The organism is Microbacterium sp. NPDC058269 (assembly GCF_042881445.1).
Taxonomy (GTDB): domain Bacteria; phylum Actinomycetota; class Actinomycetes; order Actinomycetales; family Microbacteriaceae; genus Microbacterium.
In genome coordinates, this window is record NZ_JBHVXT010000001.1 from 857,268 (window position 1) to 870,659 (window position 13,392).

The 13,392-nt window shown below is 69.3% G+C and carries 14 protein-coding genes; 7 read left to right on the forward strand and 7 right to left on the reverse strand.

The window, feature by feature from the left end; genetic code table 11:
- Nucleotides 1-127: 127 nt before the first annotated feature.
- From ACFVWL_RS04255 to ACFVWL_RS04275, 5 genes are all read right to left on the reverse strand, one after another.
- Nucleotides 128-1,261, reverse strand: a complete 1,134-nt coding sequence (locus ACFVWL_RS04255; RefSeq protein WP_387178916.1) for a bifunctional 2-methylcitrate synthase/citrate synthase — start codon at nt 1,259-1,261, stop codon at nt 128-130.
- A 2-nt stretch (nt 1,262-1,263) separates the two neighbouring features.
- Nucleotides 1,264-2,166 carry a methylisocitrate lyase gene (gene prpB, locus ACFVWL_RS04260; RefSeq protein ID WP_387178919.1) on the reverse strand — a complete coding sequence of 301 codons (903 nt, stop codon included), beginning with the start codon at nt 2,164-2,166 and terminating at the stop codon, nt 1,264-1,266.
- 136 nt (nt 2,167-2,302) lie between these two features.
- Complete coding sequence (locus tag ACFVWL_RS04265) at nt 2,303-3,829, reverse strand: MmgE/PrpD family protein (RefSeq protein ID WP_387178921.1); 1,527 nt, start codon at nt 3,827-3,829, stop codon at nt 2,303-2,305.
- 3 nt (nt 3,830-3,832) lie between these two features.
- Nucleotides 3,833-4,516, reverse strand: coding sequence for a GntR family transcriptional regulator (locus ACFVWL_RS04270; protein ID WP_387178923.1), 684 nt, complete (start codon nt 4,514-4,516; stop codon nt 3,833-3,835).
- A 34-nt stretch (nt 4,517-4,550) separates the two neighbouring features.
- Complete coding sequence (locus ACFVWL_RS04275) at nt 4,551-5,558, reverse strand: DMT family transporter (RefSeq protein ID WP_387178927.1); 1,008 nt, start codon at nt 5,556-5,558, stop codon at nt 4,551-4,553.
- 39 nt (nt 5,559-5,597) lie between these two features.
- Between ACFVWL_RS04275 and ACFVWL_RS04280 the strand changes: the two genes are divergently transcribed.
- The 7 genes from ACFVWL_RS04280 to ACFVWL_RS04310 all read left to right on the forward strand — a co-directional run bounded on the left by ACFVWL_RS04280 (nt 5,598) and on the right by ACFVWL_RS04310 (nt 11,593).
- Complete coding sequence (locus ACFVWL_RS04280; RefSeq protein WP_387178930.1) at nt 5,598-6,134, forward strand: CGNR zinc finger domain-containing protein; 537 nt, start codon at nt 5,598-5,600, stop codon at nt 6,132-6,134.
- A gap of 112 nt (nt 6,135-6,246) precedes the next feature.
- Nucleotides 6,247-6,822, forward strand: a complete 576-nt coding sequence (locus ACFVWL_RS04285; protein WP_387178932.1) for a glucose-6-phosphate isomerase family protein — start codon at nt 6,247-6,249, stop codon at nt 6,820-6,822.
- 9 nt (nt 6,823-6,831) lie between these two features.
- Nucleotides 6,832-8,322 (forward strand): xylulokinase, encoded by a 1,491-nt coding sequence (xylB, locus tag ACFVWL_RS04290; protein WP_387178935.1) that lies wholly within the window; start codon nt 6,832-6,834, stop codon nt 8,320-8,322.
- Nucleotides 8,322-9,287, forward strand: coding sequence for a phosphoglycerate dehydrogenase (locus ACFVWL_RS04295; protein ID WP_387178937.1), 966 nt, complete (start codon nt 8,322-8,324; stop codon nt 9,285-9,287). The genes xylB and ACFVWL_RS04295 overlap by 1 nt, the downstream gene beginning before the upstream one ends.
- A complete protein-coding gene (locus ACFVWL_RS04300; protein ID WP_387178940.1) occupies nt 9,284-10,255 on the forward strand; it encodes a shikimate dehydrogenase family protein in 972 nt (323 codons plus the stop codon). Before ACFVWL_RS04295 ends, ACFVWL_RS04300 begins: the two co-directional genes overlap by 4 nt.
- Nucleotides 10,255-11,226 (forward strand): phosphotriesterase, encoded by a 972-nt coding sequence (locus ACFVWL_RS04305; protein WP_387178942.1) that lies wholly within the window; start codon nt 10,255-10,257, stop codon nt 11,224-11,226. The genes ACFVWL_RS04300 and ACFVWL_RS04305 overlap by 1 nt, the downstream gene beginning before the upstream one ends.
- A 70-nt stretch (nt 11,227-11,296) precedes the next feature.
- A complete protein-coding gene (locus ACFVWL_RS04310; protein ID WP_387178945.1) occupies nt 11,297-11,593 on the forward strand; it encodes a putative quinol monooxygenase in 297 nt (98 codons plus the stop codon).
- A gap of 15 nt (nt 11,594-11,608) precedes the next feature.
- Here the strand turns inward: ACFVWL_RS04310 and ACFVWL_RS04315 are convergent, their stop codons facing one another.
- Both ACFVWL_RS04315 and ACFVWL_RS04320 read right to left on the reverse strand, forming a co-directional pair.
- On the reverse strand, nt 11,609-12,190 hold the full coding sequence (locus tag ACFVWL_RS04315; RefSeq protein ID WP_387178948.1) for a VOC family protein: 582 nt from the start codon (nt 12,188-12,190) through the stop codon (nt 11,609-11,611).
- Nucleotides 12,191-12,332: 142 nt separating this feature from the next.
- Nucleotides 12,333-13,334 (reverse strand): ABC transporter substrate-binding protein, encoded by a 1,002-nt coding sequence (locus ACFVWL_RS04320; RefSeq protein WP_387178951.1) that lies wholly within the window; start codon nt 13,332-13,334, stop codon nt 12,333-12,335.
- Nucleotides 13,335-13,392 lie beyond the last annotated feature (58 nt).

A 13,392-nucleotide genomic window follows, 5' to 3' on the forward strand; every position in this document is an offset into this window, starting at 1 on the left:
GGCGGCCCCCCCGCCCTCCGGGCCCGGCCCACACACCCCCACCCCTCTCCCCCCCCCAACAACCCCCTCAAATGGTCCCGTTTCGACGTGAAACGGGACCATTTGCGCGATTCGAAACTTCTCGATGTCAGTCGGTGACGTGCCGCTCGTCGGGGCCGTCGTAGAAGGACAGCGGACGGATCAGCGCGTTCGATCCCGCCTGCTCGATCACGTGCGCGGTCCACCCCGTCACCCGTGCCGCCACGAAGAGCGGCGTAAACGTGAGGGTGTCGAACCCGATCAGGTTGTAGGCCGGGCCTGAGGGGTAGTCCAGGTTCGGGTAGATGCCCTTGCGCGCCACGAACTCCGACTCGAGAGCGTCGTACAGAGCGGCGACGTCGGCGCGGTCGTAATGCTCCACGAGGGTGTCGAGCGCCGCCTTCATGGTCGGCACGCGGGAGTCGCCCTTCTTGTAGACACGGTGCCCGAAGCCCATGATCTTGCGCTTCTCGGCGAGAGCCTTGTCGAGCCAGGGCCCGACGTTGTCGGCCGTGCCGATGTCGTCGAAGATGTGCAGCACGGCCTCATTGGCCCCACCGTGCAGCGGCCCCTTGAGCGCGCCGATCGCACCGACCACCGCCGAGTAGATGTCGCTCAGGGTCGAGGTGATCACGCGCGCGGTGAACGTCGAGGCGTTGAAGGAGTGCTCGGCGTACAGGATCATCGACCGGTTGAACGCGTCGACCACCACGTCGTCCGCCTCTTCGCCGAAGGTCATCCAGAGGAAGTTCGCCGAGTAGTCGAGGTCGTCGCGCGGCGCGATGAGCTCCTGGCCACGACGGCGCCGCTGACCGTAGGCGACGATCGCCGGGAGTGCGGCGAACAGGCGGATGCTGCGCTCGAGGTTCTGCTCCGGGCTGCCGCCCGCATCGAGCACCGAGCCGCCTGCACCGGGGTCGGAGGCGCCGATCAGGCTGACCGCGGTGCGCACCTCGTCCATCGGGTGCGCGTCGAGCGGCACCAGGTCGATCGCGGTCTTGACGTTGTCGGCGAGCGCACGATGCTTCCGCTCCTCCAGCCGGAACGCCGCGAGCTCTTCCGGAGTGGGCAGCTCACCGTTCCACAGGAGGTAGGCGACGGCCTCGAACGGCTGGGTGTCGGCCAGCTCCTGGACGGGGTAGCCGCGATACAGCAGGCTGTTCGTCTCGGGGTTGACCTTCGAGATCGCGGTCGTGTCGACGACGACGCCCGCGAGGCCCTTCTTGATGTCCGGCTCGGTCATGGTCACTCCTTCGTGATGGTGAAGTTGAAGACGCCGGAGTCGAAGTGGTTGTACGACTCGTAGTCGATCAGATCGTAGAGATCGGCGCGGTGCTGCATCTCGCCGAGCTTCGAGGTCAGATGCCCCTCCTCGTTCAGAGTATCCAGTGCGCGGCCCGCCGCCCCCATCGAGATGCGCAGCAGCGACACCGGCCAGATGACCAGGTTCACCCCGGCGTCGCGCAGCTGCTCGACCGAGAACAGCTCGCTCTTGCCGAACTCGGTCATGTTCGCCAGGATCGGCACGTCGAGCGCCTCGGCCATGGCCTCGAACTCCTCGAGGGTGCGCATGGCTTCGGGGAACACCGCGTCGGCGCCGGCATCCACCAGCGCCTTCGCCCGGTCGATGGCGGCATCCAGCCCCTCGACCGCACGGATGTCGGTGCGCGCCATGATGAGGAAGTTCTCGTCGCGACGGGCGTCGGCGGCGGCGCGGATGCGCTTGATCGCGGTGTTCTCGTCGACCACGGCCTTGCCGTCGAGGTGTCCGCAGCGCTTCGGGTTGATCTGGTCCTCGATGTGCGTGCCGGCGAGGCCCGCGTCTTCGAGCTCCTGGATCGTGCGGGCGACGTTCATCGGCTCGCCGAAGCCGGTATCGGCGTCGACGATCGCGGGGAGGTCGGTCATGCGGGCGATCTGCTTCGCGCGACCGGCGACCTCGGTGAGCGTGGTGAGGCCGATGTCGGGCAGGCCCAGGTCGGCCGAGAGCACGGCGCCGGAGATGTAGACGCCGTCGAAGCCCTTCTGCTCGATCAGGCGGGCACTCAAGGGATTGAACGCGCCGGGGAAGCGCAACAGCTCACCGCTCGCGAGGCGCTCGCGGAACAGTCGGCGCTTCTCAGCGGGCGTGACGGTGGAGTACAGCATCAGTTCGCTTCCCTTTCGGTCAGGTGCCGTTCACAACTCAGGAAGTGCGTGGTGGAGCACACTCTGTGACCGCGGAACCGCGCGGCGCCGGAACGCTGACCCCGACGATGTTCCTGAGTTATGAACGGCGACAGCATCAGAACAGTCCCGCGGGAGCAGGGGCGGCCTCGATCAGGCCGGGCTTCGCGACGATCGACAGTTCGCCGACCTCGGCTGCGCTCAGCTCGGGCAGGCGCTGCACGAGGGCGAGGAACCGCTCGATCTCGGCCGGCTCGAGCACGGGCTCTGCCAGCAGACGGAACTTCGCGATGTAGTTGTCTCGGGCGAACGGACGCGCTCCCAGCGGGTGTGCGTCGGCCACGGCGATCTCGTCCACCACGGTCGATCCGTCGGTCAGGCGGATCTCGACGCGGCCGCCGAACGCCTTCTCGTCCGGGTCTTCGGAGTGGTAGCGGCGCGTCCACTCGGCATCCTCGGCCGTGGTGATCTTGTGCCACAGCGCGACGGTATCGGCGCGGCCCGCGCGCTCGGGGGCGTAGGAGTCGACGTGGTGCCACCCGCCATCCTGCAGCGCCACCGCGAAGATGTACGGCACCGAGTGGTCGAGCGTCTCGCGCGAGGCGGTCGGGTCGTACTTCTGCGGGTCGTTCGCGCCGGAGCCGATCACGTTGTGCGTGTGATGGCTGGTGTGGATGACGATCGAGTCGATGTTCGCGGGGTCGCGCAGCGCCGGGTTCGAGGTCCCGAGCTTGCGGGCGAGGTCGATCAGCGCCTGGGCCTGGTACTCGGCCGAGTGCTCCTTCGTGTACGAGTCGAGGATGGCGCGCTTGGGCTCGCCGGCGGCGGGCAGCGGCACGTCGTACGCCGCGTCCTTGCCGTCGAGCATCCAGGCGATCACACCGTCTTCGCCTTCGTAGATGGGGGCGGGGCTGGTCTGTCCGCGCATCGCCCGGTCGACCGCTTCGACGGCCATCTTGCCGGCGAAGGCCGGAGCGTGCGCCTTCCAGGTCGAGATCTCGCCCTTGCGGCTCTGGCGCGTGGCGGTCGTGGTGTGCAGGCCCTGCCCGACGGCCTGGTAGATGGTCTCGACGTCGAGGCCGAGCAGGGTGCCGATGCCGGCGGCGGCAGACGGGCCGAGGTGGGCGACGTGGTCGATCTTGTGCTTGTGCAGGCAGATCGCGCGCACCAGGTCCATCTGGATCTCATAGCCGGTGGCGATGCCGCGCACGAGCGCCCGGCCGTCCTTGCCTGTGTGCTGTGCGACCGCGAGGATCGGCGGGATATTGTCGCCGGGGTGCGAGTACTCCGCGGCCAGGAACGTGTCGTGGTAGTCGAGCTCGCGCACGGCCACGCCGTTCGCCCAGGCCGCCCATTCGGGGCTGGTGCGGTGGTCGAGCGCCGCCCCGAAGAGGTTCGCGCCGACGCCGCCGGTCGAGACGGGGTGGCTGAACGCCTGCGCACGGGCCGCGTTGATCGGCGCGCGGGTGAGGGAGGCCGCCGCCACCGAGGCGTTGTCGATGATGCGGTTGATGATCATGTCGACGACGTCCTGCTCGACCTCGACCTGGTCGGCGGCGACCTCGGCGATCTTCCAGGCGAGCTGGTCTTCCCTGGCGAGGTTCTCGGAGCTTGGGTGCACACGGACGTGGTGGGTGACGGTCATTTCTTATCCTTCACTGTTGCGAGAGTCGACACTGTTGCTGGAGTCGAGGGAGTCGAGGATGCCGGCGAGCGCGTTGTGCAGGTGCACGTGCGTGGCATGGGCGGCGAGGTCGCCGTCGCGGGCGGCGAGCGCTTCGGCGATGGTGCGGTGCTCGGCGGCGGAGGCCGCGAGGCGGGTGGGCTTGTCGCGGGCCATCCGGCGCACCCGCACGAGGTGCGTGCGCACGGTGCGCAGCGCCGAGGCGATGTAGTCGTTGGCGACAGCGGCGTCGAGGGCGGCGTCGAAGCGGGCGATCAGCGCGTAGTAGGCGTCGCGGCCTTCGACCGCAGCGAGGTCGACGTGCGCGAATTCGTCGGCGAGGGCGGCGAACAGGGCGGCGTCTCCCCTGGCGGCGGCGAGGCGGGCCGAGCTCTCCTCGAGCGCGCGGCGGATCTCGAAGAGGGAGCGGATGTCGTCGGCGTCGAGGTCGGCGACCACCGTGACCCGCGGCGACTGCTGCACGACGAGCCCATCCGCGATGAGCCGTCGCAGCGCTTCGCGCATCGGGGTGCGACTCACGCCGAGGCGTTCGGCCTGTTCGACCTCGCCGAGCACGAAGCCGGCCGCAAGAGCGCCGGACTGGATGTCGTCGAGCAGGGCCGCATATGCGCGATCGCTCGCGGAGGTGCGTTCGACGGCCAAGGTCATGCCCTCAGTGTATACATAAAGCGGCTAGACGGGTTCAGATGCCTTCCGGAGTGCGCTTCTCGTATACATTCTCGCCCGCAGGCAGAGGCTCGATGAACTCCGAGGCGGCCGGTTCACCCAGCTTGACGACCACGACACCCACGAGCACGAGCACGCCGCCGAGCGCCTGCAGCAGGTCGGGCAACTGCCCGAGCAGCAGCCAGCCGAACAGCAGAGCAGCGACCACCTCGGCGAGCGCCACGAAGGAGGCGAGTCGCGATCCCAGCATCCGGGTCGAGGCGATGCCGAGCAGGTACGCGAGTGCGGTCGCGACCACGCCCATCGCCAGCACAGGAACGAACCAGGGCACGCTGCCGAACCGGTACGCGATGTCGTCGGTCGTCCAGGTGATCGGCAGCACGCCGATCGCCCCGGCCGCCGTGAGCCCGAGTGCCCCGAGCAGCAGGCCGCTGCCGGCGAGGGCGATGGGCGGCAGCCCCGTGTCGGCCTTGGCGGAGAGCACGAAGTACGTCGCCGCTCCCACCATGGCTCCGAGCGCCCACAGGATGCCGGCCACGTTCACATCGGCCCCCGTGAGGATGTCGAGCATGAGCACCAGGCCGACGAAGGCGATGGCCGCACCGATGATGCTCCGACGCGTCGGTCGCTCACCCCGCCGCAGCCAGAGCCACAGCAGCACCGCGATCGGAGCGGTGTACTCGATGAGCAGTGCCAGACCGACATCCATGACGGCGACGGCCTGGAAGTAGAAGAGCTGGGTCGCGGCGACCGCGAGCAGTCCGTAAGCGAGGATCATGCCCGCGTTGCGACGCAGCAGACCCCAGCGTCCGCGCAGGGACAGGATCGTGGGGATGAGCAGCACGAGGGCTGCGACCCAGATGCGTGCGGTGACTGCGGCGCCCGGAGTCCATCCGGCATCGATGAGCCCGCGCGCCCAGCCGCCGGACATGCCGAAGGCGAAAGCTGCGGCGATCGCGAGCGGCAGCCCGAGGCGCACGTCACGCGCGGACGCGACCGCCGTGTCACTGCTCACCTTGCTCATGATCGATGACGCTACTCGCGCGCGCTGTAAGATGTCAACATGATCTTCACCGATGACACGGAGGAGGCGCTGCGCTCGGCCGTCTGGCTCGTGAACTCCGCGGAGCAGCCGGACACGCTGACGGGCATCGCCGACGAGGACGCCTTCCTTGAGGAGTTCCCCTACACGGGGCGCCTCGACCGCGATGAAGAAGAGGTGGCCTCGCTGCGACGCCTGCGACCGCGCCTGCGAACGATGCTGCTGGCGCCGCGCGACGAGATGGCCGCCCACGTCAACGACGCCCTCGCCGAGTCCCGACTCACCCCGGCGCTGCGCCGCCATGACGGGGTGGACTGGCACCTGCACGCCGTCGCCGATGAGCACCCATTCGCGGAGCGCGTGCTCATCGAGACAGCGATGGCCCTGATCGACGTCATCCGCGCCGACGAGGGCTCGCGCCTCACCGTGTGCGAAGACGACACCTGCCAGGCGATCGCGCTCGACCTGTCTCGCAACCGTTCGAAACGGTACTGCTCGACGACGTGCGCGAACCGCAACGCCGTCGCCGCCTACCGCGCCCGGCTCGCCGCCGACTGACCCGGCGCTGACTCCGACGGCCCCTCCTCTGGACGCCACCTGTCATAACAGGTACAGTGAACCTGTCATTACAGGTTGCGCAGCGCCGCAGCATCCGTTACGAGGAGCACCGATGCCCGAGTTCCACACCCCGCCGATCTCTCCGATGGCGATCGCCTTCGACGCCGAGAAGCTCACGCTCTCCCCCGAAGGGCCGACCCTCACCCGGCGGATGTCCGACCTCGAGGGGCTCTTCCTCGACGCCGAGGCCTGGGCCGAAGCATCCGCAGGCGAGAACCCCGTGGTCTACACGGTCGTGAGCTCCCCCGTGCCCGAGATCGACCGCGAGCTGCCGCAATCGATCACCACGATCATGCCCGGCGACACCTCGGGTGAGCTCTGGATGACCAAGGGCCACCAGCACCCGAACCACCAGGGCGAGATCTACCTCGCCCTGAAGGGGCAGGGCGGCCTGCTCATGTTCGACGGCGAGCGCACCGAGTGGCTCGACATGCTCCCCGGCACGATCGGCTACATCCCCCCGGGGTGGGCGCACCGCTCGGTCAACACCGGCGACGAGCCCTACGCCTTCCTCGCGGTCTACCCGGGAGGGGCGGGGCACGACTACGGCTGGGTGCTGGAGCACGGCATGGGCTCGCGCGCATACCGTGGTGCCTCCGGCGTCGACCTGCGTCCGTACGCGGAATAGGCTCCGGCCATGATCATCGCGCACGACCTGGGCACGACCGGGAACAAGGCCTCGCTGCATCACGACGACGGCCGACTCGTCGCCTCGGTCACCGTTCCCTACCCCGCGCACTTCGCCGCGGGCGGGGTCGCCGAGCAGAACCCTGCGGACTGGTGGAACGCGGTCGTCGCCGCCACCCGCGACCTGATCGCCCGCACCGACACGGCCCCGACCGACGTCGCAGGGCTCGTGGTGAGCGGCCAGATGATGGGGGCCGTGCTGCTCGATGCCGATGGCGAACCCGCCCGGCCGGCGATCATCTGGGCCGACACCAGAGCCGGCGCCCAGCAACGCGAACTCGAGGCCGCGATCGGCGCCGAGCATGCTTACGGCATCCTGGGGCACCGCCTCAACCCCACCTACTCGGTCGAGAAGATCATGTGGGTGCGCGACAACGAGCCCGACGTCTGGGCGCGCGTGCGCCGCGTCTGCGTCGCGAAGGACTTCATCGTGCTGCGCCTCACCGGACGCCTCGCGACCGACCGCTCCGATGCATCCGGCACCAACGCCTACGACCAGGCGCGCGGCACCTGGTCCGACGAGGTGCTACAGGCCGCACGCCTCGACCCGGCTCTGTTCCCCGAGATCCTGGAATCCACGCAGATCGCCGGCACGCTGACGGATGCCGCAGCCATGGCCCTCGGCCTGCCCGCGAGCGTCAGCGTGGTGATGGGCGGCGGCGACGGTCCGATGGCCGCCGTCGGCTCGGGTGTCGTCGCGCCGGAGGACGGCGCGTACGTGTGCCTGGGCACGTCATCGTGGATCTCGTTCGCGGCCGACGCCCCGCTGCACGACCCCGCGATGCGCACCTTCACCTTCGACAACGTCGTGCCCGGCTCGTTCGTGCCCACCGCCACCATGCAGGCCGGCGGCGCCTCCGTGCAGTGGATCGCCGAGGCCCTCTCCCCCGACCCCGGACATCCCGAGACCGCGCGGCTGACGGCCGAGGCATCCGCCGACGTCGACACCGACGACCTCTACTTCCTCCCCTACCTCCTCGGCGAGCGCTCCCCGATGTGGGATCCGGATGCCCGTGGCGCGTTCGTCGGCCTCGCCCGCCACCACGGCAGGGCGCACCTCGTGCGGGCCGTGCTGGAGGGCACCGCATTCAACCTGCTCAGCTGCATCCAGGCGTTCCGCGAGTCCGGTGCCGTGATCGACCGCATCGACGCGGTGGGCGGCGGAGCTCAGAGCGACGTGTACCTCTCGGTGCTCGCCGACGTGTGGGGTGTGCCCGTGCGCCGCCGCACGGTCGTGGAAGAGGCGAACAGTCTCGGCGCCGCGGTCACCGCCGCGGTCGGACTCGGGCTCACCGACTTCTCGGCCGCCCGCGCCCTGAGCGAGGTCACCGCCGAGTTCACCCCCGATGCCGCACGTCACGCCGTCTACGCCGAGCGGCACGCCCGCTTCGCCGACGCCTACACGGCCCTCGCGCCGTGGTTCGCCGGAAGGCCGCGCTGATGGGCGTCATCCTCGTCACCAGCCGCTCGTTCTCGGACGGCGACCTCGACCTGGTGGAGCGCGCGGCGCAGGCGGGTCACCGCGTCCTGCGAGGGCCGGCACACCACGACCTCGACGAGCTGCGGTCGCTGCTGCACGGTGCCGATGCGTGGATCGCCGGCACCGGTGCGGTCACGGATGCGCACTTCGCCGCCGCTCCGAAGCTCAAGGTGGTCGCTCGGTACGGCGTCGGCACCGAGTCGGTCGATCTCGCCGCCGCCCGGGATCGCGGCATCCCGGTGACCAACACCCCCGGCGCCAATTCCGATGCGGTCGCCGACCACGCGGTCGGGCTCATGCTCGCCGCGCTCCGCTTCGTGCCCGACGGCGACCGCCGCGTGCGCGCGGGCGACTGGGGTGTGCGACGTGGACGCGAGCTCGGTGCCGCCACGGTCGGCATCGTCGGCTTCGGGCGGATCGGCCAGGGGGTCGCCGCACGGCTGAGCGGCTTCGGACCACGCGTGCTGGCGGCCGATCCGTTCCTTCCTGACGATGTCGTGCGGGCTCGTGGTGCGGAACCCGTCTCGCTGGACGACCTGTTCCATGCCGCCGACGTGATCACGCTGCACGCTCCGGGCGGACAGCGGCTCGTCGACGTCGAGCGCCTCAGGGGCATGCGACCGGGCACCGTGCTGGTCAACACCGCCCGCGGCGACCTGATCGACGAGGCCGCTGTGGCACAGGCGCTGCACGACGGCATCCTCGCCGGCTATGCGGCAGACACCCTCGACGGCGACACGGCCGCGCACGACAGCCCGCTGCTCGCACCCGAGCTCGCCGACCGCGTGATCGTCACCCCGCACCTGGGCGCGCAGACCACACAGGCCGTCGACAACATGGGTTCCCTCTCGCTCGCCGATGTGATCGCGATCCTCTCCGGCGTCGAGCCCGCCCACCCCGTCCCCATCCCCCAGGAGACCCCATGACAACCACCGCTGACGCTGCCACCACCGCGCCGGCCCCCGCACCGGCCACGGCGTCCGCCGACTACATGGGCTTCGTCGGGGTGACCACCGCGTCGTCGTCGATCATGAAGGTCTTCCCGCTCTGGGCCGACATCCTCGGGCTCCCGACCCGCACCCTGGTCGGCCACGACCTGCCGATGGATGCCGATCCCGCGCAGTACCGCGCCATGGTCGAGCAGATCCGCGACGACCCGCATCACCGCGGGGCCCTCGTGACCACGCACAAGATGAACGTGTACGCCGCAGCGTCCGACCTGTTCGACGAGCTCGACCCGTTCGCGGTGTCGTGCTCCGAGATCTCCAGCATCTCGAAGCGCGGCCGGGTCCTCTCGGGGCGGGCAAAGGATCCGATCACGGTCGACCTCGCGCTGAACGACTTCCTTCCCACCGACCACTTCGCCCGCACGGGGGCTGCGGTCGTGATCCTCGGCGCCGGGGGCTCGGGCACCGCCCTGAGCTGGGCACTGGCCGAACGCGAGGATGCCCCGGCGAAGATCACGGTCACCGCCCGCACGCAGGACAAGCTCGATCACCTGCGCGAGGTTCATCGCCAGCACGGCACGCGCGAGGGGCTGATCGAGTACGTCGTGACCGCCTCCCCCACAGAGGCCGATGCCCTCGTGGCCGCCGCCCCCGCGGGTTCCGTGATCGCCAACGCGACCGGGCTCGGCAAGGATCGCCCCGGTTCACCCCTGACCGACGCCGTGGTGTTCCCCGAGGGGGCGTACGCGTGGGAGTTCAACTACCGCGGCTCGCTCGAGTTCCTGCACCAGGCCGAGGCGCAGTCATCCGCACGCGGGCTGCACGTGGTCGACGGCTGGCGCTACTTCATCCACGGCTGGTCGCAGGTGGTGGCCGACGTGTTCGAACTCGACCTCACCCCTGAGGTCGTCGAGCGACTCGCCGAGGCCGCGGAGTCGGTGCGCTGATGTCCGCCGTCGTCCGCACGGTGCTCGGCGACATCACGCCTGCGCTGCTCGGGCGCGTGGACTATCACGAGCACCTGTTCCAGGTGTCGCCCCTGCTGCCGGGCGATGAACTCGACGATGAGAAAGCCTCAGGCGAGGAAGCGGCCCGGCTGCACGCGAGCGGGTTCGAGGCGATGGTGGATGCCACGCCGTTCGGCCTCGCCCGCGACCCCGCAGCCCTGGCGCGGATCAGCGCCACGACCGGACTGCACATCGTCGCGACGACCGGCCGACACCGTGAGGCCCACTACGGCGCAGACCATCCGATGCAGGTGTGGACCGCTGACCGTCTGGCTTCCCTCTTCATCGCCGACATCACGCGCGGGATGCCGGCCGACGACGGGGAGATCTTCGAGACGCCGGATGTGTCTCTCGCCACAGCGCCCGATGGTGGCCCCGTACGCGCCGGACTCCTCAAGGGCGGCGCCGACTACTGGCGCATCAGTCCGTTCGAGCGCACGACCCTGATCGCCGTGGCCGAGGCGCACCGTGCGACAGGCGCTCCGGTCATGGTGCATCTGGAGTTCGGCACGGCGGCCCATGAGGTGCTCGACCTGCTCGCGGCCGAGGGGGTGTCCGCCGACCGCGTCGTGCTCGCGCACGCCGATCGCGATCCCGACCCCGGGCTGCACGTATCGCTCGCCGAACGCGGCGCCCACCTCGGCTACGACGGCTACGCACGTCCGCGCACCCGCTCCGACGCCGAGCTGCTCGCCCTGACGGTCGCGGTGGTCGAACGCGGTGCCGGAGACCGGATCGTGCTCGGCGGCGATGTGGCCCGGCGCACGCGGTACATCGCTTACGGCGGCATGCCCGGACTCGCCTACCTCGGCGACCGCTACCTCCCGCGCCTCCGCGCGGCCGTCGGCGACGAGGCCGTGCACCGGATGCTCGTGACCACCCCGGCCCGCCTGCTGACTCTCACGCCCTGATCTTCACACCCTGCGCACGAGCATGACCATGAGCATCCGCCTCCACTCCCGACACCCCCGAGGAGACACCGTGTCCGAGCCGACCATCCTGCACGCCACCTTCACCGCCCAGCCTGGAACGGGCGACCGTGTGGCGGCCCTGTTGCGCGACTTCGCCGAGGTCGTGCGCGCCGAGGAGGGCAACGTGGTCTTCGATGCGACCCGGCTCGTCGACGACCCCGACCGCTTCTTCGTCTACGAGGTCTATCGCGACGACGCGGCCTTCCGGGCGCACATCGACGCCCCCGCAGGCATCCCCTTCAACGCGGCGCTGCAGGAGCTCATCGTCGAACCGTCGTCGCAGCTCACCTTCCTCCGCCGCCTCTGACGGCCCCGACGCCGTTCAGCGATCGAGCCTGGGATCCCGCAGGGATGCCATCGCCTCCACAAGGCTCTCGTGGATGTACTCGAGCTCTGGCGAGGTGAAACTCGACCAGTCGTCTTCGGCGGCATCGTGCACTTCGGCCTCTCCACCGTCCGCAGATCCGTTCCACGTGGCAACGTCCGCTCCGTCGGCATCCCACGTCTGATCCTGCGGAACGTGGGCGTAGACCCACCAGAGATTTCCCGAGGGGTCGGCGAAGCGCGAGAACGTATCCCCGAAGAAGTCCGTCGGCCGGGTCACGATACGGGCGCCGAGTTCGACGGCTCGTGCGAGCGTTCCCTCGACGTCGTCGACGTACACCTGGAGGAATCCGGGAGTGAAGGGCCAGTCGGGCTTGCGGTCGGCGACCGTGATGACGGAATCGCCGATGCGCAACTCGGAGTGCAGGATCAGTCCGTCGGTGTCGACGGTGCGGGCCTCGGGAACGTCGGTCGCCCCGAAGACCTCGATCACGAAGTCGATGATGCGGGCCGCGTCATCGGTCATGAGGAAGGGGTTGATGGTGTTCGATCCTGCCGGGAGGGCGGGAGTGCTGCTCATGGTGTGTGTCCTTTCGTCGCGATCACTCTGACAGCCACCCCGGACAGATTCTGTCCTCGATCGTCGAACTCCACCCCATGCCGGCCCCGAACACGAAGAAGCCCCCCACCCGAAGGTGAGGGGCTTCTTCATGGTTGCGGTGTCACTCGTAGAGGACTGCCGCGATCTTCGGGTCTTCGATGTTGCTCTCGTCGTACCAGTACGAACCGGTGTCGTAGAACTTCTCGACGTCCTTGCCGTTGGCGGCATCGTACGCGGCCTGCACGACCTGTGCGCCGATGCCGATCGGGTCCTGCGTGATCGCGCCGGCCATGGTGCCGTCCTTGATGGCGTTGATCTGGGCAGCGCCGGAGTCGAAGCCGACGATCGTGATCTTGCCCTTCTCGAGGCCGAGCTCGTTCACGGCGTTCACGACACCGATGGCGGAGCCTTCGTTGGTGCCGTAGATGCCCTTGAGGTCGGGGTGAGCCGCGATCAGGGTCTTGGCGATGTCAGCCGACTTGAGGTGGTCGCCGTCACCGTACTGGATGTCGACGATCTCGATGTCGGGGTAGTCCGCCTTGATCTTGTCGACGAAGCCGTCACGACGCTCGACACCGGTCGAGTTGATCTGCGAGTGGCCGACGATCGCGACCTGGCCCTCGCCGCCGATCAGGTCGGCCATGTGCTCGGCGGCGAGCGCACCGGCGACCTTGCTGTCGGTCGCCGACAGGCTGAGCCCGACGTCGCCGTTGCAGGGAGCGTCGAAGTACACGACGGGGATGTCCTTCGCCTTGGCCTGCTCGAGCGGGGCGACGCACGCCTCGGGGTCGAGTGCGGCGTAGGCGATGGCATCGGGGTTCTTGTCGATCGCGGCGGTCAGCATCTCGAGCTGGCCGGCGATCTCGGTCTCGGCTGCGGGGCCCTCGAACGTGATCTTCACGCCGAGCTCCTTCGCCTTGTCCTCTGCACCCTTCTTGACGGCCTGCCAGAACTGGTGCTGGAAGCCCTTGGAGACCATGGCGATGTACATCTCGCCGTCGCTGCTGCCGCCGCTGCCCGAGCCTTCCTCGATCACGTCGCCGCCACCACCGGCACAGCCGGCGAACACCAGTGCGGATGCGGCCACGAGGGCCACGAGTGCGGTCTTCTTCCCGAATTTCATGAAAACTCCATTGTTTGGGTACGAATCGGTTTGTTCTGTGTGGATGCCGGGCGAACCG

What these genes read in the sequence shown, in the direction of transcription:
- prpB (WP_387178919.1), bottom strand. Translation starts at nt 2,166, where the DNA reads ATGCTGTACTCCACCGTCACGCCCGCTGAGAAGCGCCGACTGTTCCGC.
- ACFVWL_RS04295 (WP_387178937.1), top strand. Translation starts at nt 8,322, where the DNA reads ATGGGCGTCATCCTCGTCACCAGCCGCTCGTTCTCGGACGGCGACCTC.
- ACFVWL_RS04300 (WP_387178940.1), top strand. Translation starts at nt 9,284, where the DNA reads ATGACAACCACCGCTGACGCTGCCACCACCGCGCCGGCCCCCGCACCG.
- xylB (WP_387178935.1), top strand. Translation starts at nt 6,832, where the DNA reads ATGATCATCGCGCACGACCTGGGCACGACCGGGAACAAGGCCTCGCTG.
- ACFVWL_RS04255 (WP_387178916.1), bottom strand. Translation starts at nt 1,261, where the DNA reads ATGACCGAGCCGGACATCAAGAAGGGCCTCGCGGGCGTCGTCGTCGAC.
- ACFVWL_RS04315 (WP_387178948.1), bottom strand. Translation starts at nt 12,190, where the DNA reads ATGAGCAGCACTCCCGCCCTCCCGGCAGGATCGAACACCATCAACCCC.
- ACFVWL_RS04320 (WP_387178951.1), bottom strand. Translation starts at nt 13,334, where the DNA reads ATGAAATTCGGGAAGAAGACCGCACTCGTGGCCCTCGTGGCCGCATCC.
- ACFVWL_RS04265 (WP_387178921.1), bottom strand. Translation starts at nt 3,829, where the DNA reads ATGACCGTCACCCACCACGTCCGTGTGCACCCAAGCTCCGAGAACCTC.
- ACFVWL_RS04280 (WP_387178930.1), top strand. Translation starts at nt 5,598, where the DNA reads ATGATCTTCACCGATGACACGGAGGAGGCGCTGCGCTCGGCCGTCTGG.
- ACFVWL_RS04305 (WP_387178942.1), top strand. Translation starts at nt 10,255, where the DNA reads ATGTCCGCCGTCGTCCGCACGGTGCTCGGCGACATCACGCCTGCGCTG.
- ACFVWL_RS04270 (WP_387178923.1), bottom strand. Translation starts at nt 4,516, where the DNA reads ATGACCTTGGCCGTCGAACGCACCTCCGCGAGCGATCGCGCATATGCG.
- ACFVWL_RS04285 (WP_387178932.1), top strand. Translation starts at nt 6,247, where the DNA reads ATGCCCGAGTTCCACACCCCGCCGATCTCTCCGATGGCGATCGCCTTC.
- ACFVWL_RS04275 (WP_387178927.1), bottom strand. Translation starts at nt 5,558, where the DNA reads ATGAGCAAGGTGAGCAGTGACACGGCGGTCGCGTCCGCGCGTGACGTG.